We start from the raw sequence: 26,759 nt of genomic DNA on the forward strand, positions 1-26,759 counted from the left end.
AGCACGCAGCCTTGGCTGCGTTGAGATTCATGCGCCGTAAAAACCGCGCAGCAGTAAAAATGGCTTCGGTTTAAAAACGTTTTTATTTAACCAGCGGCGCGCCTGGCAACGCAATAAAAGCTGCGTGCTACGCAAGGCGGCGTACTACTTCAGCACCTGGTACTCCAGGCCGCTGAGCTTGATGATGGGTACCACTTGGTTGTCGTGGGCCCCGCCGAAGTAGCTGGCCCCCTCGAAAATGGCCCCGGGCGTTTGGCTGGCCCCGGCGAGGCCGACCTGAAAAGCGGGGCCATACTGAAACAGCGCATTGCCAAAATAGAGCAGCAGCTCGAAGCCCTGACTGGCGAAAACCGACGGCGGCAGGTGCTGCCGCTGCAAGTACAGCGTGCGAAACCGGCGGAAGCCAACCGACTGTTCGTCGTAGTATTTGGGCTGAATGAAGTAAGTGCCCGCGCCGTTCAACTGGCCTACGCCGAGGCTCGGGTTATCGAGCCAGGAACCGGGAGCCAGCAAGCCGGGGCGGGTGGCGGCAGGTTGCTGCTGCACCAGGCGCAGGGAGTACGGGCCCACGCGGCGGTCATCGGACACAACTACTACGTGGCCGGCGGCGGCCAACTCGGGGCCGGCGAAGGCGGTGGCGAGGCTGGCATCCACGTTGGGGTTAAAACGGCGCAGGCCACCAACCTTGCCGCCCTGCTCTTCGAGCGCGGCCTTGTAGGCGGCGGCAAAGGCGGCGTCGTCCTTGCTGTCTTCGTAGAGCACCAGGGCCGGGCGGCCGGTGCCAAACGCACCAGCAGCAAACTGGGCCGCGGTGCGGCCCTGGGTGGCTGCGCTGGGGGCGTAGAGGTAATGCCAGGGGTTATCGAGCACCAGGTCGCCGTCCTGCGAGAGTGGGTTTACGCACACAATCTGATGTTCCTGCGCGTAGCGGGCCAGCAGCCGGGCCCCCGACTTATACACCGGCCCGATGAGCAAATCCATGCCGGCCAGCTCGGGCAGGGCCAGGGTTTGTTTCAAGGTGAGGGTATCGGCCCCGGTATCGTAGGCAAAAAGCTGGAGCGTGCGACCGGCCCGTTGCAGGCTATCCTGGGCTAGGCGCAGGCCGGCGTAGAGGTCCGTCACGAACTGATTTTTGCGCTGGGTCTGCCAGCTGGGGTCGGCCAGCTCGAAGGGCAGCAGCACGGCCACGTTATAGCTGCTTTTCTTCGTCGACACCGGCCGGGGGCGCGGCGTGTAGCGGGCGCGGTCGAGGCTGAAGCGGGTGATGAGGTCGTCGAGCTGCGGGCGGTCGGCCTCAGTATAGGCCCCACCGAGCACGAGCCGGTCGGCGTAGGCACGCCCCAGGGTGGCATCGGCGGGGTAGCGGCGCAGGTTGCGCAGCCAAGTGTTGCGGTCCTGAATACGGGGCAGGTAAGCCGCTTTCAGGTTCTCGCGTTCGGCCACCAGCTTGTCGGATGGCAGCAACGTAAGTGTCTTTAGCGCGGTATCGAAGTCCTCCAGCTCGAAGGACACCTGCCCCTGCAGCAGCAGCGCATCGGGCAGGTTCGGGTACGAAGGGTATTCTGTGCGCAGCAGGTTGAGCAGCTGCTCGGCCTCGGGCCACTGCTTGAGGCGGGCCTCGGCCACGGCGGCCAGGTAGGCGGCATCGGCGGCGCGGGCAAAACGGGCAGCAGGCTGGGCCAACGGCTCGAGCTGTGCTATGGCAGCGGCGTAGTTGCCCTGGTCGAGCTGGTTTTTGCCGGCCCGGTAGCGCACATTGGCCTCGGCGGGTGGAATAGCCACCGGGCGCGCTGATGTTGGCCTCGGCTTGGCCGCCACCGATGGATTTACAGCCGGCTTAGCCAACGGCGCGGCGGGTGCCGGCTTGCTGGTCACGGGCTTGGTAGGCTGGGGCCGGGCGGGCGTTTGAGCCAGGGCGCTGCTGCCCAACAGCAGGCTGGCCAGTAGCCAACCCAACGGCCGCTGCCGCGAAGAAATAAACGTCATTGAACCAGAACACGCACCGGCCTTTGTGGCCGGTGCAACAAAATTAGCCATAAAGCCGGGGCCGAACGCAGCCGGCCAGCCGCGGCGTTGTCGTTGAGGGGTGCGCACGGCCGGAATGCCAGCTGCGCGCTGCGACCTAACTTTATTACCATGCCCGACTATTCTACTGCGCCTTGGCCCTTCACCCGCGCCCGGCTGGCGCTCACGTTCGTGCTGGCGGCTTCGCTGGCCCTCAGCGTGCTGCTGGTGGCGGGACGGGTAGCACTCACCGGCCGGCTGTTCTTTTTATTCATGCTCTGGAACCTGCTGCTGGCCGTGGTGCCCTATGCCATCAGCACGATGCTGCTCGTGGCGCGGGGGCCGTTGCGGGCGCGTATCCTGCTGCCGGCCGGAGCGGCGTGGCTGCTGTTTTTTCCCAATGCTCCTTATATCCTGACCGATTTCTACCACCTCGAAGCCCGGCCCGGCGTACCGCTCTGGTACGACTTGGCATTGATAGTGAGCTGCGCGTGGAACGGTCTGATGCTGGCATACGCCTCGCTTTCCGACATGCAGCGGCTGGTGCAGCTGCGGCTGGGTTTTTGGCCGGGGTGGGTGTTCGCGGCGGTGGCGCTGCTGCTCAGCGGCTTTGGCATCTACCTGGGCCGCTACCTGCGCTTCAATTCCTGGAATATCCTCACCAACCCGCTCACGCTGTTTTTCGACATCATGAACCGCGTGCTGCATCCCTTTTCGTTTCCGGGCACCTGGGGCGTGACGCTGGTATTCGGGCTGTTTTTGCTACTCGGCTACGGCACGGTACGGCTGCTGGGCCGGGCGCAGGCAGAATAAGCCAGTAATCGTCGGGTGAATGGTATGCGGCAGGATGCGGGGCATGCACAATTTCCCCGGTTAACCCTTCCCTTCTCCCCTGCACTGTAGGTTCCCGGCAACGCTGCCAAGGTCATATCCACGCCCGGGGCAAACGGGGCAGCGCTACAGTAATTTACAAAGCTAGCGGTGCTGCCGCGCGCCGAGGCCTGCTAACTGCGCTAATAACCACGCACCCGACGGGTATACTTTCATCTGTTTGGCGAGCGGTTTGTTCTAGGCACCACACCGTCTGATTTCCCACTGGAACTGAGCGGCACCCCCGATTACCGCCGCCAACCTCCCTCTCTGACCGCCAGCAGGCCGGAGGCCGCGATAGCGCGTCCAGCACCTTTATGACCGTCGCTCGCGCCTCCTGGCTCCGTACCCTCAACCTGTCCGCCAACTACGGGGGACACTGGCGAAACGCAGCTTCTGCCCGGCCGCCCTACGGGCCAGCGCCTGTATTAACCGGGCGTCCGACCAAGCCGTTTTTCGGAGGAATCGGGCAGCTTCAGTTCCCAATAGCAAGCTCGCAGTACCAGGATGGCACCCCCGAGAGCCGACAGGTTTTCTCCACCGGCATCCGCTTCGTTATTCGCTTCGAAAAGCTGAGCCCCCTTCCGGCTACTGGATGAAGTGGTGGCCAAGCAGTAACTGCACCTTATGGCCTGTTATAATAACGGATACGCAATTTGGAATTACAACCGCATTACTCCTTAGTATTCTCTCGAATATAAGTTACCCGGCTGCAATGAAACCACCTTATTTCCTTCTTCCACTCTAAATTGCGTTTCCAAAGAATTGGCCGTTCCGAACCCGGGCAAAAAACACACGAAGTGCAAATGTGGTCCGCTCGACCATCCGACATTGCCGCTGTAGGCAATAACATCGCCCTTTTTTACTGAGTTTCCTAATTCAAGTGGGGTTCCGTTGTAGCGGATGTGCGCGTACCTGGAAAAACTGCCATCGGGATGCATCACAACAATATAATTGTTGAATTTGCTGCACTCTTCCCGGGGACAGGATTCTGTGTTATTTTTCTCAATTTGCACCACCACGCCATCCCTCGCCGCTAAAACCGCTGTTCCCTCCGGCATGGTAAAGTCCAGAGCATTTTCGTTTTGATGGGAAAACACCCCATGGTAGCCTTGATGAAGCATAAATTTTTGACCCTTCTGGAATGGCAAATCATACTGAAACAATTTATCGTAATTGGTAATAGTAACATCTCCCATGGTCGAAATAAATTTATAATTAAAGGTGTAACGACTGGAGCCATCGATAACACTCAGTTCGCCTATTTTAAATCTATTTCCCCCCGGCGGCACAACGAATATTCTTTTCCCTCCGCCTGAAAAGAACAAATTAGAAGATTCCAGATTCAGCGCAACAGAAACCGGGTACAATTCGCCGTTATTAGCATACAGTACGAACCCTCCGATTTTATTTTCGTGAAATACTTTAATCGTTTGGGCTTTAAGCGCGATGGTAAGGAACACGAATAGAGAGGTGAGCAGTAAGCGAAATTTCATATCTGGCAGATTAGGCAAAAGGGCGGTTTAATTTCCGGTCATTATTGCTTGTGAAGGTACTTCAGCAGCAACATTTTTCGTCAGAGCTGCAAGCGCCGTCGGCTACCTTTGCCGCATGTCCGCCGCCCCCATGACCTGGCCGCGCCTGCTCTCGCAGCGCCGCTTCCCCGACCAGCAGCTGCCCGCTGCCATTGCCGCCCCCGTGCGCGGGGCCTTCGTGCAGGACTACGACCGGGTCGTATTCAGCTCGGCTTTCCGGCGCCTCCAGCGCAAAACGCAGGTGATGCCCCTGCCCGAAACCGACTTCGTGCACACTCGTCTCACCCACTCGCTCGAAACCGCCGTGGTGGGCCGCTCGCTGGGCCGCCTCGCCGCCCGCCACCTGCTGGAAAACGACGCTGAGCTAGCCCTGCTCCTGCCCAATCTCGACCAGGACTGCGGCGACATTGTAGCCGCCGCCTGCCTGGCCCACGACATTGGCAATCCGCCCTTTGGCCACTCCGGCGAAGATGCCATCAGCAGCTATTTCCTGAGTGCCGCCGCCGTCCCGTACCTGGCCAAGCTGAGCGCCGCCGAAGTCGCCGACCTGCAGCATTTTGAGGGCAATGCGGCGGGGTTTCGCATTCTCACCCACACCTACGCCGCCCACAGTACCGGCACCGCTGGTCTGGGCCTGACCTACGCTACGCTGGGCGCGTTCACCAAGTATCCCAAGCCCAGTCTGGTCCCCAATAATGCCCGAACCGGCGGCGCTTCGGAAAAGAAATATGGTCATTTCCAGACCGAAAGCGCCCGCTTCCAACACGTCGCGGCTGAGCTGGGCCTGATTGAGAAAGAGGCCGCCGCCGGCTTCTACCATCGCCACCCGCTGGCCTTTCTGGTCGAAGCCGCCGACGACCTCTGCTACCGCATCATCGACTTTGAGGACGGCCTTAAGCTCGGCCTCATCGCACCGGAAACCGGCTTGCCACTGCTCAAGCGCATGCTCAACGACCCGGCTGGCCGCCAGGGCAGTGTGCAGTGGCACGATTGGCGCGAGGAGCTGGGCTACGTCCGTGCCCGCCTCATCGGCAAGCTGGTGACCGAGCTGGCTAGCTTATTCGCGCAGCACGCGCCGGCCATTCTGCGCGGCGATTATGACCAGCCCCTCATCAAGGAGCTCAGCTGCTGGGCCGATTTGCAGGAAGTGCAGCGCCTGAGCATCAACCAGCTCTACCGCAGCCGCCCGGTGCTCGAAATCGAAGCCGCCGGCTTCGAAGTGCTTGGCGGCCTGCTCGATGCCTTCCTCTGCGCCGCCTTCGATGCCAGCCAAGGCCACCGCAGCCGCAAGCTGCTCCTGCTACTCCCCGAGCAGTTCCGCGCCGAAGGCCACCAAGCCCACGTTTCGGCCTATGAAAAAATCCTGTTGCTGACGGATTTCGTGGCCGGCATGACGGACCAGAACGCGCTGAGTCTGTACAAGACGATTAAAGGAATTGAGCTGCCGAAAGGATTCTAGACCACGGATGAGCACGGATTTTAGCGGATTTCACGAATTTTGTGAACGAATCTCGTTTGCCGTACCCATCAAAAAAGATATGCCAACTAGCCCGCTTTTTGTGATTAATAGCCAACTGACCACCGTTCGTCCACAAAATCCGTGAAATCCGCTAAAATCCGTGCACATCCGTGGTCTGTAGCGCCACCAGATTTTCCAGTAGCGTCTCCAGCAGCTTGCGTCCCTTCCACACCGATTTTAGCCGGGCGCGAATCTGCTCGGCCGTCTGCACGAATTCCTGCTCCTCAGCCTGCTCGTGGCCTTCAAACGCCATGAGCTGCTCCACCATGGGTACCGTCATCTCGGGATGAAACTGGAGGCCAATCACACCATCGCCCCATACAAAGCCCTGCGTCGCCGTGGCCGCCGACATGCCCACCCGCGTGGCCCCCGGCGGCACCGTAAACGTGTCGACGTGCCAGTGCAGCACGGCGGCCTTCTCGGGCCAGCCGCGCAGCAGCGGGTGCTCAAGCGACTTCACCGAGAACCGCACCGTCCAGAACCCGATTTCCGGCGCGTGGTTGGGCCGCACTTCGCCGCCCAGCGCCTCGGCCACCAGTTGCGCCCCCAGGCAAATAGCCAGCGTAATCTTGCCCGCCCGCAGTGCTTCACGGATGAAAGCTTTTTCATCGCGCAGCCAGGGCAGGGTTTCCTCGTCGTGCACGCTCATGGCCCCGCCCAGAATCAGCAGGCCGTCGAAATCATCCAGCGCCGGGAAAACCGGGTTGGGCTCAAACAACTTGGTGAATGCAAGCGCGTGGCCGTGCGCCGCCAGCCAGTCGGCCGCGTGGCCGGGCCCTTCATCGGGCAGATGTTGCAGGCAGTGAAAGCGCATTCTCGCAGGTCATTATGGGTTAATCAAGAACGTCATGCTGAGCGCAGTCGAAGCATCTCGCGTGGGGCAGCAATCAATGCGGTTCAACGATTGAGTTACTAATACACGCGAGATGCTTCTACTGCGCTCAGCATGACGTTCAAAAACTATTCAAGCAGCGGATGTTACTCCCACTCAATCGTGGCCGGCGGCTTGCTCGAAATATCATACACCACGCGGTTAATTCCCCGCACCTGGTTGATGATTTTGTTGCTCACCTCGGCCAGGAAATCATAGGGCAAATGCGCCCAGTCGGCCGTCATGCCATCCACGCTGGTTACGGCGCGCAGGGCCACTACCCGCTCGTAGGTGCGCTCGTCGCCCATCACGCCCACGCTTTGCACGGGCAGTAGCATAGCGCCCGCCTGCCACACGTGCTCGTACAGGCCGTGCTCTTTCAGGAGGTTGATGAACACGCCGTCGGCGCGCTGGAGCAGGTCTACTTTCTCGGGAGTGATGTCGCCGAGAATGCGGATGCCCAGGCCGGGACCGGGGAAAGGGTGGCGGTTGAGAATATCGGCGGGCAGCTCCAGGGCCGCGCCCACCTCACGCACCTCGTCCTTGAAGAGCATGCGCAGCGGCTCCACAATTTTCAGGTTCATTTTCTCGGGCAGGCCGCCCACGTTGTGGTGGCTTTTGATGGTGACCGACGAGCCATGCACCGACACCGACTCAATCACATCGGGATAGATAGTGCCCTGGGCCAGCCAGCGGGCCCCTTCCACCTTCTGCGCCTCGCGGTCGAATACCTCAATAAAGGTGCGGCCGATGGCCTTGCGCTTGCCCTCCGGGTCGCTGATGCCGGCCAGGGCGGCGTAGAACTCGGGCGCGGCGTTCACGCCGGTCACGTTCAGCCCCAGGCCTTCGTAGGCCTTCAGCACGGTAGCAAACTCGTTCTGCCGCAGCAGGCCGTTATCCACGAAAATGCCGTGCAGGCGCGGGCCGATGGCGCGGTGCAGCAGCAGGGCCGCCACGCTGCTGTCCACACCGCCCGAGAGGCCCAAAATCACCTGGTCGTCGGGGCCAATGGTGTTTTGCAAGGCTTCCACCGCCGAATCCACGAAGTGGTCTGGCGTCCAGGTTTGGGCGCACTGGCAAATGTCGACCACGAAGTTGCGCAACAGCTGCTTGCCCTCGGTCGAGTGCGTTACCTCGGGGTGAAACTGGATGCCGTAGGTGTCCTGCCCTTCGACTTTGAAGGCGGCCACCGCCACTTCGGGCGTGCTGGCAATGATGTCGTAGCCAGCGGGCAGGCGCTGAATGGTATCGCCGTGCGACATCCAGACCTGCGACTCCAGGTGCATATCGGCCAGCAGCGGCGAGGCCACATTGAGCGACGAGAGCCGCGCCCGCCCGTACTCGCGAATGGTGGCGGGCAGCACCTCGCCCCCGCCCTGCTGGGCCAGCAGCTGCGCGCCGTAGCACACGCCCAGCACCGGCACCCGGCCGAGCAGGTGGCTCAGGTCGGGATTCGGGGCATCGGCGTCGCGCACCGAACACGGCGAGCCGGAAAGAATAACGCCCCGAATATCATCGCTAAGGACGAGTTTCGGGGCGTGGGTGTAAGGGTGAATTTCGCAGAACACGTGCAATTCGCGGATGCGCCGGGCGATTAATTGCGTGTACTGCGAGCCGAAATCAAGGATGATAAGTCGTTCCATTCTGCAAAGCTAACCACGGATAAATCACGGATTACTCAGATTTGAGCGGATTTCACCGATTTCGTGGCCAAAGCCTCTCGGCAGCGAAATCTTTCGGGTTACCGCCGCCGCCATTAGCGGGTAAACAATCAGCACTTTACACGCAGCATAGCTGGCTACTTCAGCCAAACCGCCCACAAAATCCATGAAACCCGCTTAAATCCGAGTAATCCGTGGTTATCTTTGCATCGGCAAGTCAGAACGACCAGCTCCTGCTGAACTCCCCCAGGACCGGAAGGTAGCAAGGGTAAGTGGTTGTAGCGGTGCGATTTTGGCTTGCTTTTTTTTGTCCTTTTGCGTCGGCCCCGATGCTGCTCCTTTCCGCTTTTAGCGGGCCAATGAGTAGCTTTGGGGCCGATTCTTTTTTTATTAGCTGTTAGCTGATAGCCATTAGCTGTCAGCTACTTTTCTGGTGGCCTCCGCGGCTAACAGCTAATAGCTAACTGCTAATAGCTAACAAATGAAATTCTTCATTGACACCGCCAACCTGGCGGAAATCCGCGAAGCCGTGGAGCTGGGCGTCCTCGACGGCGTAACGACCAACCCCTCGCTCATGGCCAAAGAAGGCATCAAAGGCCTCGACGCCGTGATGGCCCACTACCGCCAGATTTGCGAGCTGGTCGACGGCGACGTATCGGCCGAAGTCATCGCCACCGACTTCGACGGCATGGTGCGTGAGGGAGAGGCCCTGGCCGACCTGCACCCCAATATCGTGGTAAAAGTGCCCATGATTAAGGACGGCGTGAAGGCCATTAAGTACTTCGCCGACAAAGGCATCAAAACCAACTGCACCCTCATTTTCACGGCCGGCCAGGCTCTGCTGGCCGCCAAGGCGGGGGCTACCTACGTGTCGCCCTTCGTGGGCCGGCTCGATGATATCGGGGCCGACGGCCTGCAATTAGTAGAGCAGATTGTGCAGATTTTCAGCAATTATGGCTACCCAACCGAGGTGCTCGCGGCTTCGGTACGCCATGTGCCGCACCTTATTCAGTGCGCCGAAATTGGGGCCGACGTGGTCACCTGTCCGCTCAGCGTCATCAACGGCCTGCTCAGCCACCCGCTCACCGACAAGGGCCTGGCTACTTTCCTGGCCGACCACAAGCGCGTAAATGCTTAGTGAATAGTTGAAAGTTGAGCGTTATCCATTCGATGGAGCGCTGACTTCTACGTTTTAACGCTTAACTTTTAACTGTCCCATGTACATCATTAAAGTAAAAGGCAAGGCGAAGATTCCGGACTACATCCAACTGCGGGACGAGGCCTTCGTGCTCATCGCCTACTTTCGGGCCGACCGACCGCTGAAGGACCTGCACCGCTACGGCCTCGAAGGCAAAGAAACCGAGCTGGCCGCGTTGATTTCGGGTTTGGAATTTGGCAAATTGCGGCCATTGAGTTTGTAACCCATGACTGAGAACGTTATTGAGCTGCACGATGCCACGATAATGCAGGAGCAGCAGGCCGTGTTGCAGGGCGTGTCGTTTGCGCTCGAAAAAGGGGCGTTTGCTTACCTGGTGGGCCGCACCGGCTCGGGGAAGTCGTCGCTGCTGAAAACTTTATATGCCGACCTGCCCCTGCAAAGCGGCACGGGCAGCGTGGCGGGCTTTACGCTGCCGAAGCTAACGGCCGGCAAAGTGCCGTTTCTGCGCCGCCGGCTGGGCATAGTATTCCAGGATTTCCAGCTGCTGAGCGACCGCACGGTGGCCGAAAACCTGCTATTCGTGCTAAACGCTACGGGCTGGAAGGGCAAGTCGCAGAAGCAGCAGCGCATCAGCGACGTACTGGTGCGCGTGGGCCTGAGCGGGGCCGCCAACCGCATGCCGCACCGCCTCTCGGGGGGCGAGCAGCAGCGCGTCGTTATTGCCCGCGCCATGCTGAACGAGCCCGTGCTGATGCTGGCCGACGAGCCCACCGGCAACCTCGACCCGGACGTATCGGCCAGCATCATGCAGCTCTTTGGCGAGATTAACAACGCCGGCACGGCCATTCTCATGGCCACGCACAACTTCACGCTTATCGAGCAGTACCCCCACCGCGTGCTCACCTGCAAGGACGGCGAGCTGCTGGATTCGGCGCGCGCCACGCTACCGGTCTAATGCCGCCGGGGGCCGAAACCGGGTTGTCGATGCTGATTCCAGTGTACCAGCGGGAGGTGGGTGAGCTGGTGCGGGGGCTGCTCGCGCAGGCTTCCGACTGGCCCAGCACTGTCGAAATCCTTTTGTTGGATGATGGCTCGGCCGAAGAATTTCGGCGGAAGAACCGGCCACTGGGCGCGCTAAGCAGCGTGCAGTACCGCGAGCTGGCGCAAAACGTGGGCCGGGCCGCCATTCGCAACCAGCTGGCCGCCGCCGCGCAGCACGAGTGGCTGCTGCTGCTGGACAACGATAGCCTGCTGCCTGACAATCAGTTCCTGGCCCGCTACGCGGCGGCCTGCGCTGGCGCGGCCGTCCTCATCGGCGGCACCGGCTACCAAGCCACGCCGCCCACCGACCCGGCCCTGCGCTTGCGCTGGCACTACGGCCGGGCGCGGGAGGCGCGGCCCGCCGCCGCGCGTCGGGCCGCGCCCTACAGTCAGCTCACGATTAACAACGCGCTGATTCGAGCTGATGTTTTCCGGGAATTCCCGCTTGATGAGCGCCTGAGCGGCTACGGACATGAAGACACTAAATTCGGCGCGGAGCTAGCGGCGGCGGGAATTGCGGTGCTTCATATCGACAATCCGGTTATCCACGACGGGCTGGAACCGGCATCCATTTTTTTGGGCAAAAGCGAGCAGGCCGTATGCAACCTGGTCCGGGTATACCGCGAAAACGGGCTGGAAACCGATTCGCGGCTGCTGCAAACGGCGTTGCGGCTGCGCGGACTGGGGTTGGCAGCGGCGGCGCGGGCGGCATTGTGGGCCGCCGCCCCAGCTTTGCGGCGGCAGCTTTTGTCGCCCGCGCCAAACCTGCGGCTGTTCGATTTACTGAAGCTGCACTGGCTCTTGCAGCAGTTGCAGTAGTGCCAGCAGCCCGGGGTTCGGCATTGCCGGAGCCCGCACAAAAAACCGGTTTCCGGCACGAGGCCAAAAACCGGTTGGGAAGTTTGCTGCGAAAGCAGGTTATTTTTTATTATCGTCTTTGCCATCGAATACGTCTTTCACGGCGCTGCCCACTTTTTTGCCAACTTTGGCGGCTCCCTGGCCCACGTCTTTTCCGGCTTCCTTAACGTCGGAGGCAGTGTTGCTGATAGCCTGGCCGGCCCGGCTGCGCTCGTCGGCGGTTTCGTCACTCACTTCCCCGGCTTTGCCCGCTACGGCATCAGCCCCCTGGCCGGCGCGAATTTTGGTTTTATCCCAGGATTTAAAGGCCGCATATTTCAGCTTTTCCTTCTGAATTTCGGCCAGGTCATTGACCGCAATATTCCCCTTTACCTTGTCATAAGCCTCATCCATCGACCGCCATTCCGCATTGATATTGCGCCAGTCGTTGATGTCGTAATTCTCCTGGTTGGCTTTCACGTTCCGCACAAATTTCTCGTAGGTTGAGCGCGCATTGGCGGCCGTGAGCTGGGCGGCGGGGCTCATGGGCTTGTAGTACTGGCCCAGCTCGCCTACTTTCATGCGGTTGTCCCAGGCACTGGCGCGCTGGGTGGAGGCGGTGGTATAACGGGTGTTGAGCCGGTCGATTTCCTGCCGACGGTTATCATCGTACTGGTCGTTATACTTAGCAACGGCCGCTTTTTTGGCCTCATAGTCGGCCTGCATTTCCGCAGTTTCCCGGGTGTAATCGGCCTGTAACTCGTCGCCCACGGCATTTACTTTGGCTTCCGAATTACTTACGGTAGTGGCTAAGTCGTTGTACGCCTGGTCGCGCTCGGCCGAAACCTCCTGTTTGTCGGCTTGCGAACAGCCGGTACTGGCTGCCGTGACGCCGCCCATCAACAGGGCGAAACCCAGCGTGCGGAGGAAGGACTTGTGGTTGTACATAGCTTCAATACGTTGGTGAGAAAATCAGCCTGGTAACTGCCGATTGGCACCCGGCTGCGGTAGCTTAACGGCAGCAGCCAGCCAGGGGTTATCTTCGAATAGCCTTGTCCAGCAATCCATTACCCCTGTCCAAGCCAGTTCGAACACCGATAGATGATGGTTGAAGCGGCGTAAAGAAATCGGTACATTCATCTAAAATTCATCAGCTTATCCGCCAAAAATCAGCAATAACCCGGTGCTGTCCGGCCTGTGAAACTTTCGCTGAACAGGTTCAAAAAACCAGGTGATTTTAATGCTTTCGCCCGGTTGCCATGTCCGGCTGCCCCGAGCCGGCATCTATCTTTGGGGGTCTCATCGCCGTCCTTCCTCCGTGTCTGTTCTTCCAGTGCCGCCCTCCCCTATTTTACTGCTCGATTTGGCAGCGGAGCACGCGCTGCTGCAACCCACTCTGGGCGAGGCCCTGCGGGAGGTGCTGGATTTGGCCGCCTTCATTCAGGGGCCCGCCGTGGGCCAGTTTGCCACCGAGCTGGGCGAATACCTGGGTGGCGCGCACGTCGTGCCCTGCGCCAACGGCACCGATGCACTCACCCTGGCCCTGATGAGCCTGGAGCTGCCCGCCGGGGCCGAAATCATCATTCCCGCCTTCACCTACGTGGCCACGCTGGAGGCTGCCGCCCTGCTGGGCCTGCGCCCCGTGCTGGTTGATGTACGGCCCGACACCTTCAATATCGACCCGGCCGCCGTGGAGGCCGCGCTAACGCCGCGCACTGGGGCCATCATCGCGGTGCATTTGTTCGGCCAGTGCGCCGATTTAGAGGCCTTGCGCACCATTTCCACCCGCCACGGCGTAGCCCTGATTGAGGACAACGCCCAGGCCATCGGGGCTACGTTCCGGTTCACCAACGGCGAAACCTCCTTTGCCGGCACGGTGGGCAGCGTGGGCACCACTTCCTTTTTTCCCTCCAAAAACCTGGGTGGCCTCGGCGACGGCGGCGCGCTGCTCACCCACGACCAGGCCCGCGCCGCCCTGCTACGCCAGCTTGCCAACCACGGCCAGAGCCAGAAATACCACCACCAGCGCATCGGCCTCAACTCGCGCCTCGATACCCTGCAGGCCGCCCTGCTGCGCGTGAAGCTGCCGCAGCTGCCGCACAATACGGCTGCCCGCCAGGCCGTGGCCGCCCGCTACGACGCGGCTCTGGCCGCCGTGCCCGGCCTCGCCATTCCGGCCCGCGACCCGCGCAGCAGCCACGTGTTCCACCAATACACCATTCAGCTGGCCGAAACCAGCCGGCGCGACGACCTGCAAAACCACCTACGCCGCCTGGGCGTGCCCACCATGATTTACTACCCACTGCCCGTGCACGCGCAGCCGGCCTACGCCTACCTGGGCTACCGGCCGGGCCAGTTCCCGGTGGCCGAGCGGCTGTGCGACGCGGTGCTTTCGCTCCCGATTCATCCGCTGCTGACCGAGGAGCAGCAGGAATATATTATTGGAGGCATCAGTGCTTTCTTTGGCAGTTAAAGCTGTTTCGTGCCTAATTCTCTCCCTGAAGTTCGTTTCGCCATCTGCGGCGTGGGCCACATTGGCCGCCGCCATGCCGCGCTGGTAGCCCGCCACGATGGCGCGGTGCTGGCGGCATTGATTGACGTGCGGGCCGACCTGCGGGCCGGGCTGGCGGCGGAGTTTCCCGGCGTACCGTTTTTCACTTCGCTCGAAGAATACCTGCAAACCGGCCCGGCGGCCGATGTGCTCACCGTGGCTACGCCCAATGGCCTGCATGCCCCGCAGGCGGTGGCTGGCCTGCGCCACGGCCTGCACGTCGTCATCGAAAAGCCCATTGCCCTGCACACCACCGATGCCGAAACCATCGTGGCTACGGCCCGGCAAACCGGCCGGCTGGTGTTCGGCGTAATGCAGAACCGCTACTCACCGCCCGCCGCCTGGCTAAAGCAGGTTGTGGACGAGGGCCGCCTGGGCCGGGTATTTCTGGTGCAGCTCAACTGCTTCTGGAACCGCGATGCCCGCTACTACCAGCCCGGCGGCTGGAAGGGCACCCAGGCGCTGGACGGCGGCACGCTCTTCACCCAGTTCAGCCATTTCGTCGATTTGTTGTACTGGGTTTTTGGCGACATCACCAACATTTCGGCCCGCTTCCGCGATTTCGCCCACGAGGGGCTCACGGAGTTCGAGGACAGCGGCCTCGTGACCTTCGACCTCGTTCGCGGCGGCAGCGGCACGCTCAGCTACAGCACCGCCGTGTGGGACCGCAACCTTGAAAGCTCCCTCACCGTGGTGGCCGAGCGCGGCAGCCTGCGCATCGCCGGCCAGTACATGGACAAGGTGGAATATTGCCACCTCGAAGGCTACCAGATGCCGGTGTTGCCCCCCACCAACGCCGCCAACGACTATGGCCCCTTCCAGGGCTCGGCCGCCAACCACGTCCAAGTTATCGAAAACGTGGTGAATACTGTGCAGCAGCGCAGCCACGCCACCACCAACGCGCTCGAAGGCTTGAAAGTAGTGGAAATTATTGAGCGGATTTATGCGCTGCGTTAAATCATTAACAATCTGATTTTAGCGAATCCACTCAGCAAATCAGATGACTTAAGCAGTTATAGTATGGTGTTTCTACTCCCGAACACCAATCTGCAAACGGCTCTAAATCACGACTCACGCGAAACAATTTTCGCAAATCTTAGTAGGAGCGGCATGTTGAAGACAGCTACTTGAAGCACAAAAACTAAAGCCTGACAGGAGAAGTACTGGCCCAAACGGAAGCCGGGTGTCACCCCTCCTGAGTTGGCAGGCTTCGCAGTTGCGGACTACTTTTTCGCGTCCGCATAGTTCTGGAAGGCATACGCCACGCCCAGCGTCAGGCCCTGTGAGTACTGAACGCCGTGGTCTTGGTCGTAGTCGTAGAGGCCGATGCCGTTCAGGGCCACGTTCACGTACTTGCCCACTTTGGCGGTGAGGGCCACGTCGAGGCGGTGGTCGATTTCCTGGAAGTTAAGGTTGCGGTAGTTGGCAAACAGCACGTAGCGCGCCTTGAGGTTAACGTTAGGGCTGAGGTTTTTATCGTACTCGGCCAGGACTTGGGCGGCCAGCACCTCGAAGCGGGTGCTGTGGCCGGGGTTCACACCATAGGGTGTATCGCCGGGGTTCAGGATGAAGCGCTCGACCCGGTTCACCACCGTCATGCGCGGGGCAAAGGGCGACAGACGCACGTGGAAATAAGTAGCCGGGTGATATTCGAAGCCGTAGGCGGCGGTGATGAAGGCGGGCGCGAAGAAATCGGAAGTAAGCATGGCCCGGGCATTGCCGGCCGCGTCGGTGTCGTACTTGTAGCCGGGCGCGAACTGCGTGAGCAGGTTCAGCGACAGAAACATGTCCCACCGCTCGGTGAGGGCGCGGCCGTACTTGGTATCGAGGTAGAGACGGTCCTGGCCCTTGCGGTAGCCAAGGCCCTTGGTTTGGGAAAAGGCAAAAAGCAGGTCGGCCTCATTGTCGAAGCTGTGCGGACCCACTTTGCGGTTGGCTTTGGCATTGAACAAGGCGTTGAAGCCGATGGTGTTTACGCCACCACCCTGCCAGTTCGAGCTCAGCACCGACTCGTTCAGGCCCAGCCCGGTTTTGATGGATTTATGCCAGGCCGGGTCGGGCGCGGCGACGGGCGGCGCGGGGGCCGGAATAACGGCGGGCGTGGTTTGGGCCACGGCGGCGGGCGCGGCCAGCAACAAGGCCAGGGCAAAACATTTCATAGCGGTTAGCAAAGCAATGAAGGATAATTAGGGCTGAAATGTACGCCCCACCGGGCAGCAACGCACTAACGAGGCGATGGAGCGCTTGGCAATCTCGAAATTACAACGGGTTGATATTGACTTTTTACCATTTATAGCTAATATTGCTAGTATCATATTTTCCGGAGCCTCGCTCTACTTGCACCGCCATTGCCAACTACTGGTTTTTTGTTCGTCACGCAGCTACATTTCACCCTCGTTGCCGCCCATGAGCACCTACCAACTCCTTTACCAAAGCTATTCGCTGATTCCCTCCGAAGCCCGCGAGCTGACCGAGCTGCTGGCCAGTGCCCGCGTGCGTAATCAACACCGCGGCATCAACAGCATCCTGCTCTATACCCCCGACGGCCGTTTTTTGCAGGTACTCGAAGGCCCGCGCGAAGCCGTACGCACGCTCTATTACCAGCGTCTGGTATCCGACCCCCGCCACTACAATTGCCAGGTGCTCAGCGAAGGGCCCAGCGAAACCGCCAGCTTCGCGGGCTGCCCCATGAGTTTATTTCCGGCCCAGGCCCAGGACCTGCGCCGCCTACTGGCCCCGGTGCCGGTACCCGGGGCGGCCCTGCTCGTGCCCCGGCCCCACACCCGGCCCGAGCTGGTCGAGCTGCTGGTCGAATTCACGCGGCCCGGCGACCCGGCCCAGCTCCAAGCCCGCCCCGACTAGTGCCGGGATAGCGCGTGCGGCCCCGGCCCGGTATCTTTACCCTGATGCCTGCTTCTGCCACCACTGCTGCTTTCGCGGCTTCGACCGCCCCGGCCGCTGTGCCGGGTACCTTCCTGGCCACCACTGCCCGCGCGCTACTCGACCGCTACGGTTCGGGCCCGCTCGATGAGCTGTCGGATATCATTGTGATAGTACCCACGCGCCGCGCCGTGGTGTATCTGAAGAACGAATTGGCCCTGGCCCTGCCCGGCGGCGCGCCGCTGTGGGCCCCGCGCGTGGCCGCCATGGAAGACTACATGGTGGAGCTGGCCGGCGTGCAGGTCGAAGAGCCCATTGCCCTGCAGCTATTGCTCTATGACATCCTGAAGGGCATCGATACCGGGCTCGATTTCGACCAGTTCGTGGGCTGGGCCGCGACGCTGCTGAGCGACTTCTCCAACCTCGACCAGAACCTGGCCGACACTCACAAAGTATTTGAATACCTGAGCGAAGCCAAAGCCCTGGAGCGCTGGGACCTGGCAGCTCTACCGCCCAAAAGCCAGGCCGCCGCGCACTCGTTCGGCTTCTGGAACCAGCTGGAGCGGGTATACCACCAACTCAAAAAGCGCATGCTGGCCAACCACCTCGCCTACCCCGGCCTGGCCTACCGCCGCGCCGTGGAGCAGCTGGAAAAGACGCTGAAAGACCCGGCCGCGCCCGCGCCGGCCGTGCACGTTTTCGTGGGTCTGGGCAATTTGTCGGCTTCGGAAGAAAAGCTCATTCTACTGCTGCGCAAGGCCGGCCGGGCCGAAATACACTTCGACGGTGACCCCTTCTACCTCGAGGAAGGCTCGCCCAACCGCGCCGGCCAGCACCTGCGCCGCTACCTGAAGGAGTGGAACCTGCCCCGCGACCACTTCGGCGGCTGGGTCGAGCGGCTGCGCGGCCAGCCCCACCACATTCGCTACCTGGGCGTAGCCAACCCCAGCATGCAAGGCAAGCTGGCCGGCCAACTGCTGGCCGAAGCCCGCCAGCGCTACCCCGACGCCACCGTGGCCGTGGTGCTGCCCGACGAAACCCTGCTGCTGCCCGTGCTGCACGGCCTGCCGCCCGACGAGGTGCCCGACTACAACGTGACCATGGGCCTGAGCTTTCAGGCCACGCCGCTGTTCAACCTGGTCGATTTGCTGTTCGAGGTGCACCTCACCGGCATTCGGGAGGGCAGCCGCGAAACCGGCTATGGCGTGCCGCGCTACCACCATCTAGCGGTTACAAAACTACTTTCGCACCCCTTCCTGCGCCGCTACCAGCACTGGCAGGACCAGCAGGCCGACCAACCCCAGTACCACGGCATTCTCGACCAGATTTGCCGCGAAATCGTGCGCCTGAACGCCGTGCTGCTGCCCGCCGAAGAGCTGCTGAAGCTCGGCGCACACCACCCGCTCATCGAGGCCCTGTTTAAAACCTGGAATAACTGCGACGACATCATTACCGCCTGCTACGCGGTAATTGACCTGCTGCGCCAGGTTTATTCGGCCGAAATGGCCGATACCGACCGCGAAACCGGCCTCGGGGCTGAGTACCTGTACCTGTTCTACACCCTCGTCAAGCAGCTCGATTCGGCCTTCGACTGCCGCGAACAGCGCCTGTCGGTGCGCTCGTTCCGCCGATTCCTGTACGAGCAGATGGGCCGCACCCGCCTGCCCTTCTCGGGCGAGCCGCTGGCCGACGTGCAGGTGATGGGCCTGCTCGAAACCCGGGCCCTGGATTTCGACCACCTCATCATCCTCAGCTGCAACGAGGGCGTGCTGCCCGCGCCTAAAAAGCAGCAGTCGCTGTTCCCTTACGACGTCCTCACCGCCGCCAACCTGCCCACCTACGCCGATGCCGAGGCCATTACGGCCTACAACTTCTGGCGCTTGCTGCAACGCGCGCAACGCGTTGATTTGGTGCACGTGCTGCCCGGAGCCGAAGGCATGAAAAGTGGCGAGCGCAGCCGTTTCCTACTGCAATTACAGAACGATTTACTACCCCAGAACCCCCAACTGGTGCTGGAAGATTTGACGGTTTCGGTTCCCGAAATGGATTCGGGAAAAGAGTCAGAAATTAAGAGAGAAGGGTTAAAACCAAACGAAGCATACCCGGATTTTAACGCTTCCCATTTACCTTTTAACTCCTCTTACGAAGGTGACCTCGTCCTCGAAAAAGATGCCGAGATGCTGGCCGCCCTGCGCGGCGTGCTGGAGCGCAACATCTCACCCTCCCGCCTCAACGACTTTCTGGCCTGCTCGCTACGCTTCTACTTTTCGAAAGTGGCCCGCTTCCACGAAAACGACGCGGTGGAGGAAACCCTTGAAGCCAGCAGCTTCGGCACGATGGTACACGAGGCGCTGGAGAACCTGATGCGGCCCTTTGAGCAGCAGGCCCGCCCGATTACGGCCGCTGATATTCCGGAGCTTATCCGGCAAGCGCCTGCCGAGGTGCAGAAAGCCCTGCGCCAGGAAGCCACCGAAAAGCACGCCCGCGCCGACGAAGGCCTGAACCACGTGTACGGCCAGGTGGCCACGCGCCTGGTCGTGCGCCTGCTCGAAAGCCTGACCGCGCAGCCCGGAATGCTCCCCATCCGGCTTTTTGGCCTGGAAAAAGAGTTGGCCGCCACCGTTTTTGTCGAAGTGCCCGGCCAGGCTGAGCCGCTGGCCGTGCGCCTGTTCGGCTACGCCGACCGCGTGGATGAGCTGCCCGACGGCCGCCTGCGCGTGGTCGACTACAAATCGGGCCTCGTGAAGCGCGCCGACCTGCAGCTGCGCGGCTACCGCGACAAGCTCAGCCCCCCCGAAGCCATCGACCGGCTGCTGCACGAGCCCAGCAGTAGCGCCGACAAAGTGCGTCAGCTCTGGCTCTACCGCCTCATGCTGGCCCACACCGCCAACCGCGAAACGGCCGATACGTCTATCCTCTCCCTGCGTAACATCGATGAGGGCCTGCTCTCGGCCGACCTCGGCTTCCTCACCGAGGGCGGCGAGGACTTCGTAACTGTTTCCGAAGAGCTGGTGCGTAAAATCGTGCTCCGCATCCTCGACCCCGCCGAGCCTATCCGCAAAACCGACGACTTTACCAAATGCGAGTATTGCCCCTACAAGGGCATTTGCGCCCGTTAACTCCCGGTCATCCTGCGCTTGCGCAGGATGGACCACTTAAAACAACATTATGCAAGACCAAAACAACAAAGACGAATTCATGCAAGCCGCCATCGACGAAGCCCGCCTGGGCCGCTCGCAGGGCGGTATTCCCATCGGCTCGGTGCTCGTGCGCGACGGTAAAATCATCGGCCAGGGCCACAACAAGCGCGTGCAGGAAGACAGCGCCATCAAGCACGGCGAGATGGATTGCCTCACCAACGCCGGCCGCCAGAGGAGCTACCGCGACACCGTCATCTACACCACGCTCATGCCCTGCTACATGTGCGCGGGCACCATCGTGCAGTTCAAAATTCCGAAGGTGATGGTAGGCGAATCGCGCACGTTTGGTGAATCGCGGGCTTTTCTCGAAAGCCATGGCGTGGAAGTTGTCGACCTCAACCTGCAGGAATGCGTGGACATGATGAACGAGTTTATTGAAGCCGAGCCCGCGCTCTGGAACGAAGACATTATGGAATTATAGCTAGTACCGCCATCGATTGTTGGAAATTATTGTATTGGTAACAAGGCGGGTGAGTACGTACTTACTTAAAAGTGAGGCCCTACTCATCGGCAGCTGCTGATTCGTGCCTTACCTTTGCTCGCAGTACCGGAAACCAGTTCACTGGTGGTTTCTAATTCCCAACAATTCCTACTCTTTTTTCCGGGTGCCTCCCACCCCATCCGGAGAATATTTGTTGAAAGCCGTTCGGTCTTCCTGCTTGCGGGAAGCTACGTTACCCGGGTTTCAACGTGTTACAGCCGGCTGATTCGACCACGTGTCGATTTAGCCGGCTGTCTCGCTTTTGGGTAGGTTCCGGCAATGATTTTTCGTTGCTCGCAGCCCTTATTTGCGACTCGTTGGGGCCGATATCGCGCGTCCGGGCCGTTATTTGCCGTTTCACTCTCCGGGCCCGGCCATGACCAGTCATTCCAAAATTGAGCAGGCCGCCCTGCAGCTTTTCGGCGAGAAAGGCTACGACAATACCTCTACCGCCCTCATCGCGCGGCAGGCGGGCGTGTCGGAAGCGCTGCTGTTCAAATACTTTCTGAGCAAGGAAAAGCTTTTTGAATACCTCATCAAGCAGGGCTTTCGGCGTATTGTGGAGGCCAACCGGGGCATTGTGGCCGAGAAAGACCCGCGCGTGCTCATCGAGAATGTCATCGACCTGCCCTACAAGCTGGTGCACGATGAGCCCGACTTCTGGAAAGTGCAGGACAAAGAATTTAACCGCCCCCTGGTGCAGAAATATTTTCAGCGCTTCATGAGCCCTATTGACAATCTGCTCAAACAGGCTTTTATTGAAGTGGGCGCACCCAGCCCCGAGCTCACCACGCTGCAACTGTTACTCCTTATTCAGAGCCTTTGGCGCAACCTGCTCTACCCGCACGATGCCAACCTACCTGACCTGGCCCGGCACCTGAAGCAGAGCTACGGCCTGGGCCGACCAGCAGCCAGCTAGGGCATCAAAGGGAAAACAGGGCCGGTGTGCATCCGCCGGCCTGAAATTTGCGTTGCTGTTGATGCGCCTATTCCCCGCTGCCGCTTATGCCCCTCCACGCCGTTCATCGCCTGTTGCGCCCGCTACTCGTGTGGCGCGCGCGCCACATCAGCGAACGGATGTACATGCTGCTGCTGAGCGTGCTGGTGGGGGGGGCGGCGGGCCTGGCGGCAGTGCTCCTGAAAACTTCGGTGCGCTGGGGCCAACAGATGCTGCGCGACGGCATAACGGAACCCAACCGGGTGTTTGCGCTCTCGATTTATCCGGTGATTGGCATTGGGCTAACAGCCCTGTTTACCAAACTTTTTTTGGGTGGGCAGCTGGGACGGGGGATTGCCCCGATTATCTATAACACGGCCCGCGAGGGCAGCGTGGTGCCGCGCTCCAAGCTCTATTCGCAGCTGGTAACGGCGTTTCTGACGGTGACCTTTGGCGGCTCGGCCGGCACCGAGGCCCCGATTTCAGTGACGGGCGCGGCCCTGGGTTCCAATGCCGGCCGCGTGCTGCATCTGGACCGGCGGCGGCGGCGTCTGCTCACGGGTTGCGGGGCGGCGGCGGGCGTGGCAGCCATCTTCAACTCGCCCATCGCGGGCGTGCTGTTTGCGGTCGAAACTATTTTGATGGAGCTGCCAGCGCAGTATTTTATTCCGCTGCTGATTTCTTCGGCCACGGCCACGGTCGTTTCGAAAGCGTTGTACGTGGGCCAGCCGTTTGTGCTCATCACCACCAGCTGGCCGGTAGATGCGGTACCGTTTTACGTATTGCTGGGGCTGTTCACGGCCTTTTTCTCCGTCTACATGATTCGCACCTACGTGTGGTTTGAGCGTTTTTTTGAACGCTGGCCGGGCCTGAACTGGCGCAAAGTGCTGGTGGCCGGCACCATGCTGGGGGGGCTGATTTTTCTGTTCCCGACGCTCTATGGCGAGGGCTACAACACGGTGGAGCTGCTGTTGCGCGGCCACGCCGAACGCATGACCGACGGCAGTATTTTCTCCGTGTATCAGGATAACAACCCCTGGCTGCTGCTGGTGCTGGTGCTCTTCAGCATGATGCTGAAGGTGGTGGCCACGAGCATCACGGTGGGCGGCGGCGGCAACGGCGGCATGTTCGGCTCGTCGCTGTTTGCGGGGGCGCTGGCGGGGTTTTTCTTCGCCCGGATTATCAACTTGAGCGGGGTGATTCACATTCCGGAAGTGCATTTTGTGGTACTGGGCATGGCTGGCACGCTGGCGGGCGTTATCCACGCGCCGCTCACGGCCATCTTCCTCATTGCCGAAATAACGGGTGGCTACGCCCTGTTTGTGCCCCTGATGCTGGTGAGCTCATCTTCCTACTTGATTACGAAGTACTTCGAACCATATTCGGTCTACACCCGCAAGCTCACGGCCCGGGGCGTCGACGTTTATGCCAACCGCGACCGCGGCCTGCTGGCCCAGCTCGACCCGCGCAAGCTGCTCGAAACCGACTTTATTCCGGTGCGGCCCACGACCACGCTGGGCGAGCTGGTCGACGTTTTCCGGCACGCTTCGCGCAACCTGTTTCCGGTGGTGGCCGCCGGCGGACGGCTGCTGGGCGTGGTGTCGCTCGACTCGGTGCGCGATGCGCTGTTTGATGATGCTCACTACGCCACAACTACCGTGGGCGAGCTAATGAAGGCTGCCCCCGCCGTGGTGGGCCCCACCGACGACCTGGAACATACCCTGGCCCTGCTCGACCGCTACGGGGCCTGGGCCCTGCCCGTGTGCGAGGAGGATGGCCGCTACATCGGCTTCATTCTGAAATCGACTATCCTGGTGCGCTACCGCCGCCAGCTCATCCAGGAAAGCGAGGCATGATGCTGCGCTTGATGAGCAATGAGCAAAAGGAAGCGCTGAGTAGCCATTACTTTTGCTTATCGCTCATTATTAATTGCCCATTATTAATTGTTCCTTGTAATCATCGGCGGAGGACCGGCCGGGCTGATGGCGGCCCAACGGCTGGCCGAAGCCGGCCACCGCGTGCAGCTATTTGAGGCGCAGGCTACGGTGGGGCGCAAGTTTCTGGTGGCCGGGCACGGCGGCTTCAACCTGAGCAACAGTGAGGAACCAGCGGGCTTTGCCGGCCGCTACGGAGCTGAGCAGGCGCGATTTACGGGCTTGCTCAGCCATTTTCCGCCGGCAGCACTGAGGGCCTGGGCCGCCGATTTGGGCATTGAAACCTTTGTGGGTACCAGCGGGCGCATTTTTCCGGTGGCGGCCCACAAGCCGGCCGATTTGCTGCGCGCTTGGCTGGCCCGGCTACGGGTGTTGGGCGTGGAAATCAGCACTCGCCATCGCTGGCTCGGCTTTGAAGGGGCCACCGGCGTGCGGCTGCGCGACGAAAGCGCCGGGCCAGGCGCGGGCCGGGAGTTTCTCGTTGAGCCGGACGCTACGGTGCTGGCGCTGGGTGGTGCCAGCTGGGCGAAGACTGGCTCCGACGGGTCCTGGGTGCCGCTGTTGCAGAAAATTGGGGTGCCGGCGGTGCCGTTTGCGCCCGCCAACTGCGGAGCCGAAGTAGCCTGGTCCGAATTCTTTCGGCAGAAGGTGGGCCGAGCGCCCTTGAAAAACATTGCCCTGCGCGTGAACGATGGCCCGACAATGCGCGGGGAGCTGCTGCTGACCGAGTACGGCGTGGAAGGCACGCCGGTGTACGCCCTCACGCCGGCCGTGCGCACGGCCTTGGCGGGGGGTAGCCCGGCGGTGCTGCAGCTCAACCTTAGACCCGACCTGCCGGCTACCATGCTACTCCAGAAGCTGCGCCAGCCGCGCGGCAAAGCCTCGTTCGCCGATTTTTTGAAGCGGACCCTGCACCTGACTACGCCCGTGCCCACGCTGCTCCGCGAGCTACGGCCCGACTGCGCCAACCTGGATGCTGAGGCGCTGGCGGAGCTGCTGACAGCGCTGCCCCTGCCGGTTGGTGGCCTGCGGCCGCTCGATGAGGCCATCTCCACAGCCGGGGGCGTGCCGTTCGCCGCGGTAGATGAGCACCTGATGCTGCGGCAACGCCCCGGCACCTACGTGGCCGGCGAAATGCTCGATTGGGAAGCCCCCACGGGCGGCTATTTGCTGCAAGGCTGCTTCAGCACCGGGGCTTGGGTGGCACGGGCCATTGCGGCGGGGAAATAAGCGAACGGAATCGCCAACCCTTTAGGAACGTAATGCTTTGCGGCGCTCGGCATGCTGCGTGCTTCTTTCCGCTACCGCTTTTAGGACTCGGTGCGCACGCGATTTTTTTCTTCGGCTTCGCGCAGAATCTGGCGGGCTTCGCCGAGCAGGCGGCGGCTAGGATTGAGCTCATCGCGGGCGATGAGGGCGAAAAGCAGGAAGAACGAGGCCAACGGCAACAGCCAACCCAGCGCAAACCACAGCCAGAAAGAGCGGCCCCGGCTCTGGGCGCAGTAGCCCGTCAGAATCGGAATAAACGAAATGGCCAACGCCACCACGAACATCATGTCGACAAACAACATAGGCGGATGGGTTGAAGTGGTGAGTGGGAAGCCCCGACGACGGCCAGTCGGGTACCGAAGATACGTCGGCGCGGGCGACCAATGAAGCGCCGACGAAGGAAATTTGTTCGACAACACCTCTATTAAGCAGATTTTCCCGTAGTTCGGGGCGAAGTCGTACCCGCAACGGGGGGCGGCCGTTCGGTTATCGTCCATGTGGGAGCACCAAAGCTTGTTTCGCGTCTCGGCCCAACTCTTTGCCGAGGGAGTTTTTAATTTGCTCGACCGCAGTCTGCGGCCCGAGGTTTTTCTGCTGGGCTTCGCCGCCGGGCGCGAGGCCGAAGCGCCCGAGGCCGTGGTCCTCGAGCCGGCTTCGCACCGCTATTCGCCGGCCGAATTTGTGCAGGTAAAAACGCGCGCGGCAGCCCTCGAAGCGAATGCCGGGCCCAAGGGCTCCGTGTACCACCTGCACCCGAACGACCACGACCGTTCCGAAAAGCAGCATTGGTATGAGCTGATGTGCCAGGCCACCGAAAGCACCCTGAACGAGCTTACGGCCAGCCGGGGCGAGAACCGTCGCTCGTTCTGCTCGGGGCCGGTGAGCCTGCAGGGCTACCTCGTGACGGTGGTGCTGCAGTTGGCCACCGACTGCTACGACGGCTACTACTCGCTCCCCAAGCCCGGCGGCGGGCGGCCCATCAACCTGCCCCACGCGGCCGTGCTGGAGTTTATGCACGACTGCTCCCGGGCCCTGCGCGAAGCCGACACGGCCGACAACGACCAGCCCGTGCTCGACCGCGACTACAACGAGCTGCTGCGCTCGGCCGGCCGCCGGCTGATGCTGCGCGTAGCCCCGGCCGGCACCCACGGCCTGTACGATGCCTGCAACGGCGTGGCCGCCCTGCGCCATGAGGGCGACGAGGCCATCGGCACCATGCTGGTGAGCCGGCGGCTGCACCCGGCCGTAGTGCCCGTGCTCACCCTCGAAACGCCGGTGCCCATGCGCGACCACCGCTCCATCCGCAAGCTGCTGGAGCTGAGCGAGGGCCACACGGCGTTGATTTCGGATGCCTCGCACGTATTTGGCCTGGGCCAGCTGGTGCCGCACTCCGATTCGCAGTTTGAGCCGCTGGTGACGGTGCACTTCACCAACCACTACAGCTGGGAGGTGAGCCACGCCGGCCATGTGCTGATGCGTGTGGTGAGCAACACGCCGCGCCTGCCCCAGGGCCAGGTGGCGGCCGACAACTTTGCCCGGGTCATCCGCATTGTGTTTCCGGAGCTGAGCGTGGACAGCAGCGACTATCTCTGGGACCTGGCCCAGAAAGCCACGACCCAGCCCAATGGCACCATCCTGGTTATCAGCGCCGGGGCGGCCCAGGAGGCGCAGCGCCTCACCCGGCAGTGCTTCCGGGTGGTGCCGCGCATCATGACGCCCACCGTGCTGCGCCTCGTCACCAACATCGACGGGGCCGTGCTAATCGAGCCCAACGGCATCTGCCACGCCATTGGAGCCATTCTGGATGGTCTGGCCACTGAAAAAGGCGACTCTTCGCGCGGCTCGCGCTTCAACTCGGCCCTGCGCTACGTGAATAGCAGCAAGTACCCGGTGCTGGCCGTGGTGGTGAGCGAAGATGGCTGGATAGATTTGCTGCCCAGCTAGCGCGGCGCGGCCGTTATTAACGGCCCAGCATGGCGCAAGCTTGGCGCGCGGTTAGTACCTTTAGTC

Annotated in this window: 22 protein-coding genes and 1 other RNA gene; 16 read left to right on the forward strand and 7 right to left on the reverse strand. The window is 61.4% G+C overall.

The window, feature by feature from the left end; genetic code table 11:
• Nucleotides 1-144: 144 nt before the first annotated feature.
• Complete coding sequence (locus ABIB44_RS03725) at nt 145-1,986, reverse strand: ABC transporter substrate-binding protein (RefSeq protein WP_354583277.1); 1,842 nt, start codon at nt 1,984-1,986, stop codon at nt 145-147.
• Between the two features lie 150 nt (nt 1,987-2,136).
• Here ABIB44_RS03725 and ABIB44_RS03730 point away from each other — a divergent pair, with 150 nt between their 5' ends.
• Nucleotides 2,137-2,817, forward strand: coding sequence for a DUF1361 domain-containing protein (locus tag ABIB44_RS03730; RefSeq protein WP_354583278.1), 681 nt, complete (start codon nt 2,137-2,139; stop codon nt 2,815-2,817).
• A 737-nt stretch (nt 2,818-3,554) separates the two neighbouring features.
• On the opposite strand, the gene ABIB44_RS03735 is transcribed toward ABIB44_RS03730, so the two are convergent.
• Complete coding sequence (locus ABIB44_RS03735; protein ID WP_354583279.1) at nt 3,555-4,370, reverse strand: M23 family metallopeptidase; 816 nt, start codon at nt 4,368-4,370, stop codon at nt 3,555-3,557.
• A 115-nt stretch (nt 4,371-4,485) separates the two neighbouring features.
• Between ABIB44_RS03735 and dgt the strand changes: the two genes are divergently transcribed.
• On the forward strand, nt 4,486-5,868 hold the full coding sequence (gene dgt, locus ABIB44_RS03740; RefSeq protein ID WP_354583280.1) for a dGTP triphosphohydrolase: 1,383 nt from the start codon (nt 4,486-4,488) through the stop codon (nt 5,866-5,868).
• Between the two features lie 151 nt (nt 5,869-6,019).
• Here dgt and ABIB44_RS03745 read toward each other — a convergent pair whose 3' ends face one another.
• A complete protein-coding gene (locus ABIB44_RS03745; protein WP_354583281.1) occupies nt 6,020-6,742 on the reverse strand; it encodes a type 1 glutamine amidotransferase in 723 nt (240 codons plus the stop codon).
• Nucleotides 6,743-6,906: 164 nt separating this feature from the next.
• Nucleotides 6,907-8,442: a glutamine-hydrolyzing GMP synthase gene (guaA, locus tag ABIB44_RS03750; protein ID WP_354583282.1), complete on the reverse strand. Its 1,536-nt coding sequence runs from the start codon at nt 8,440-8,442 to the stop codon at nt 6,907-6,909.
• Nucleotides 8,443-8,669: 227 nt separating this feature from the next.
• Here guaA and ffs point away from each other — a divergent pair.
• The 5 genes from ffs to ABIB44_RS03775 all read left to right on the forward strand — a co-directional run bounded on the left by ffs (nt 8,670) and on the right by ABIB44_RS03775 (nt 11,479).
• Nucleotides 8,670-8,767: signal recognition particle sRNA small type (gene ffs / locus ABIB44_RS03755), an RNA gene on the forward strand.
• Between the two features lie 174 nt (nt 8,768-8,941).
• Nucleotides 8,942-9,598, forward strand: a complete 657-nt coding sequence (gene fsa, locus ABIB44_RS03760; protein WP_241934254.1) for a fructose-6-phosphate aldolase — start codon at nt 8,942-8,944, stop codon at nt 9,596-9,598.
• Between the two features lie 79 nt (nt 9,599-9,677).
• On the forward strand, nt 9,678-9,881 hold the full coding sequence (locus ABIB44_RS03765; RefSeq protein WP_354583283.1) for a fructose-6-phosphate aldolase: 204 nt from the start codon (nt 9,678-9,680) through the stop codon (nt 9,879-9,881).
• A 3-nt stretch (nt 9,882-9,884) separates the two neighbouring features.
• Complete coding sequence (locus ABIB44_RS03770; protein WP_354583284.1) at nt 9,885-10,574, forward strand: cell division ATP-binding protein FtsE; 690 nt, start codon at nt 9,885-9,887, stop codon at nt 10,572-10,574.
• Between the two features lie 29 nt (nt 10,575-10,603).
• Nucleotides 10,604-11,479: a glycosyltransferase family 2 protein gene (locus ABIB44_RS03775; protein ID WP_354583285.1), complete on the forward strand. Its 876-nt coding sequence runs from the start codon at nt 10,604-10,606 to the stop codon at nt 11,477-11,479.
• 99 nt (nt 11,480-11,578) lie between these two features.
• Here ABIB44_RS03775 and ABIB44_RS03780 read toward each other — a convergent pair whose 3' ends face one another.
• Nucleotides 11,579-12,445: a DUF6565 domain-containing protein gene (locus tag ABIB44_RS03780; protein WP_354583286.1), complete on the reverse strand. Its 867-nt coding sequence runs from the start codon at nt 12,443-12,445 to the stop codon at nt 11,579-11,581.
• Between the two features lie 370 nt (nt 12,446-12,815).
• Here ABIB44_RS03780 and ABIB44_RS03785 point away from each other — a divergent pair, with 370 nt between their 5' ends.
• Together ABIB44_RS03785 and ABIB44_RS03790 are read left to right on the forward strand one after the other, a co-directional pair.
• The gene (locus ABIB44_RS03785; protein ID WP_354583287.1) at nt 12,816-13,970 is read left to right on the forward strand and encodes a DegT/DnrJ/EryC1/StrS family aminotransferase; all 1,155 of its coding nucleotides are present in this window, start codon (nt 12,816-12,818) and stop codon (nt 13,968-13,970) included.
• A gap of 9 nt (nt 13,971-13,979) precedes the next feature.
• Nucleotides 13,980-15,005 (forward strand): Gfo/Idh/MocA family protein, encoded by a 1,026-nt coding sequence (locus ABIB44_RS03790; RefSeq protein ID WP_354583288.1) that lies wholly within the window; start codon nt 13,980-13,982, stop codon nt 15,003-15,005.
• A 266-nt stretch (nt 15,006-15,271) separates the two neighbouring features.
• Here the strand turns inward: ABIB44_RS03790 and ABIB44_RS03795 are convergent, their stop codons facing one another.
• Nucleotides 15,272-16,207 carry a DUF3078 domain-containing protein gene (locus ABIB44_RS03795; RefSeq protein ID WP_354583289.1) on the reverse strand — a complete coding sequence of 312 codons (936 nt, stop codon included), beginning with the start codon at nt 16,205-16,207 and terminating at the stop codon, nt 15,272-15,274.
• A gap of 247 nt (nt 16,208-16,454) precedes the next feature.
• On the opposite strand from ABIB44_RS03795, the gene ABIB44_RS03800 reads away from it, so the two are divergent.
• The 6 genes from ABIB44_RS03800 (at nt 16,455) to ABIB44_RS03825 (ending at nt 24,710) form a co-directional block, all read left to right on the forward strand.
• The gene (locus tag ABIB44_RS03800) at nt 16,455-16,910 is read left to right on the forward strand and encodes a BLUF domain-containing protein (RefSeq protein ID WP_354583290.1); all 456 of its coding nucleotides are present in this window, start codon (nt 16,455-16,457) and stop codon (nt 16,908-16,910) included.
• A gap of 44 nt (nt 16,911-16,954) precedes the next feature.
• Nucleotides 16,955-20,047 (forward strand): PD-(D/E)XK nuclease family protein, encoded by a 3,093-nt coding sequence (locus tag ABIB44_RS03805; protein WP_354583291.1) that lies wholly within the window; start codon nt 16,955-16,957, stop codon nt 20,045-20,047.
• Between the two features lie 49 nt (nt 20,048-20,096).
• On the forward strand, nt 20,097-20,549 hold the full coding sequence (locus ABIB44_RS03810; protein WP_354583292.1) for a nucleoside deaminase: 453 nt from the start codon (nt 20,097-20,099) through the stop codon (nt 20,547-20,549).
• A 436-nt stretch (nt 20,550-20,985) separates the two neighbouring features.
• Entirely contained in the window at nt 20,986-21,528 is a 543-nt protein-coding gene (locus ABIB44_RS03815) for a TetR/AcrR family transcriptional regulator (RefSeq protein ID WP_354583293.1), read from the forward strand.
• 86 nt (nt 21,529-21,614) lie between these two features.
• Complete coding sequence (locus tag ABIB44_RS03820; RefSeq protein WP_354583294.1) at nt 21,615-23,402, forward strand: chloride channel protein; 1,788 nt, start codon at nt 21,615-21,617, stop codon at nt 23,400-23,402.
• Nucleotides 23,403-23,489: 87 nt separating this feature from the next.
• Nucleotides 23,490-24,710: a BaiN/RdsA family NAD(P)/FAD-dependent oxidoreductase gene (locus ABIB44_RS03825; RefSeq protein ID WP_354583295.1), complete on the forward strand. Its 1,221-nt coding sequence runs from the start codon at nt 23,490-23,492 to the stop codon at nt 24,708-24,710.
• 80 nt (nt 24,711-24,790) lie between these two features.
• Here ABIB44_RS03825 and ABIB44_RS03830 read toward each other — a convergent pair whose 3' ends face one another.
• Entirely contained in the window at nt 24,791-25,051 is a 261-nt protein-coding gene (locus tag ABIB44_RS03830; RefSeq protein ID WP_354583296.1) for a hypothetical protein, read from the reverse strand.
• Between the two features lie 193 nt (nt 25,052-25,244).
• Between ABIB44_RS03830 and ABIB44_RS03835 the strand changes: the two genes are divergently transcribed.
• Nucleotides 25,245-26,693: a diadenylate cyclase gene (locus tag ABIB44_RS03835; protein WP_354583297.1), complete on the forward strand. Its 1,449-nt coding sequence runs from the start codon at nt 25,245-25,247 to the stop codon at nt 26,691-26,693.
• Nucleotides 26,694-26,759: the final 66 nt, after the last annotated feature.

Source organism: Hymenobacter sp. UYCo722 (assembly GCF_040547115.1).
Taxonomy (GTDB): domain Bacteria; phylum Bacteroidota; class Bacteroidia; order Cytophagales; family Hymenobacteraceae; genus Hymenobacter.

Bases quoted from the DNA above. Each gene is read 5' to 3' on its own strand.
- ABIB44_RS03775 (WP_354583285.1), top strand. From the start codon at position 10,604: ATGCTGATTCCAGTGTACCAGCGGGAGGTGGGTGAGCTGGTGCGGGGG.
- ABIB44_RS03780 (WP_354583286.1), bottom strand. From the start codon at position 12,445: ATGTACAACCACAAGTCCTTCCTCCGCACGCTGGGTTTCGCCCTGTTG.
- ABIB44_RS03810 (WP_354583292.1), top strand. From the start codon at position 20,097: ATGCAAGACCAAAACAACAAAGACGAATTCATGCAAGCCGCCATCGAC.
- ABIB44_RS03835 (WP_354583297.1), top strand. From the start codon at position 25,245: ATGTGGGAGCACCAAAGCTTGTTTCGCGTCTCGGCCCAACTCTTTGCC.
- dgt (WP_354583280.1), top strand. From the start codon at position 4,486: ATGTCCGCCGCCCCCATGACCTGGCCGCGCCTGCTCTCGCAGCGCCGC.
- ABIB44_RS03765 (WP_354583283.1), top strand. From the start codon at position 9,678: ATGTACATCATTAAAGTAAAAGGCAAGGCGAAGATTCCGGACTACATC.
- ABIB44_RS03745 (WP_354583281.1), bottom strand. From the start codon at position 6,742: ATGCGCTTTCACTGCCTGCAACATCTGCCCGATGAAGGGCCCGGCCAC.
- ABIB44_RS03730 (WP_354583278.1), top strand. From the start codon at position 2,137: ATGCCCGACTATTCTACTGCGCCTTGGCCCTTCACCCGCGCCCGGCTG.
- ABIB44_RS03820 (WP_354583294.1), top strand. From the start codon at position 21,615: ATGCCCCTCCACGCCGTTCATCGCCTGTTGCGCCCGCTACTCGTGTGG.
- ABIB44_RS03815 (WP_354583293.1), top strand. From the start codon at position 20,986: ATGACCAGTCATTCCAAAATTGAGCAGGCCGCCCTGCAGCTTTTCGGC.
- ABIB44_RS03800 (WP_354583290.1), top strand. From the start codon at position 16,455: ATGAGCACCTACCAACTCCTTTACCAAAGCTATTCGCTGATTCCCTCC.
- fsa (WP_241934254.1), top strand. From the start codon at position 8,942: ATGAAATTCTTCATTGACACCGCCAACCTGGCGGAAATCCGCGAAGCC.
- ABIB44_RS03725 (WP_354583277.1), bottom strand. From the start codon at position 1,986: ATGACGTTTATTTCTTCGCGGCAGCGGCCGTTGGGTTGGCTACTGGCC.
- guaA (WP_354583282.1), bottom strand. From the start codon at position 8,442: ATGGAACGACTTATCATCCTTGATTTCGGCTCGCAGTACACGCAATTA.
- ABIB44_RS03795 (WP_354583289.1), bottom strand. From the start codon at position 16,207: ATGAAATGTTTTGCCCTGGCCTTGTTGCTGGCCGCGCCCGCCGCCGTG.
- ABIB44_RS03735 (WP_354583279.1), bottom strand. From the start codon at position 4,370: ATGAAATTTCGCTTACTGCTCACCTCTCTATTCGTGTTCCTTACCATC.
- ABIB44_RS03830 (WP_354583296.1), bottom strand. From the start codon at position 25,051: ATGTTGTTTGTCGACATGATGTTCGTGGTGGCGTTGGCCATTTCGTTT.
- ABIB44_RS03770 (WP_354583284.1), top strand. From the start codon at position 9,885: ATGACTGAGAACGTTATTGAGCTGCACGATGCCACGATAATGCAGGAG.
- ABIB44_RS03805 (WP_354583291.1), top strand. From the start codon at position 16,955: ATGCCTGCTTCTGCCACCACTGCTGCTTTCGCGGCTTCGACCGCCCCG.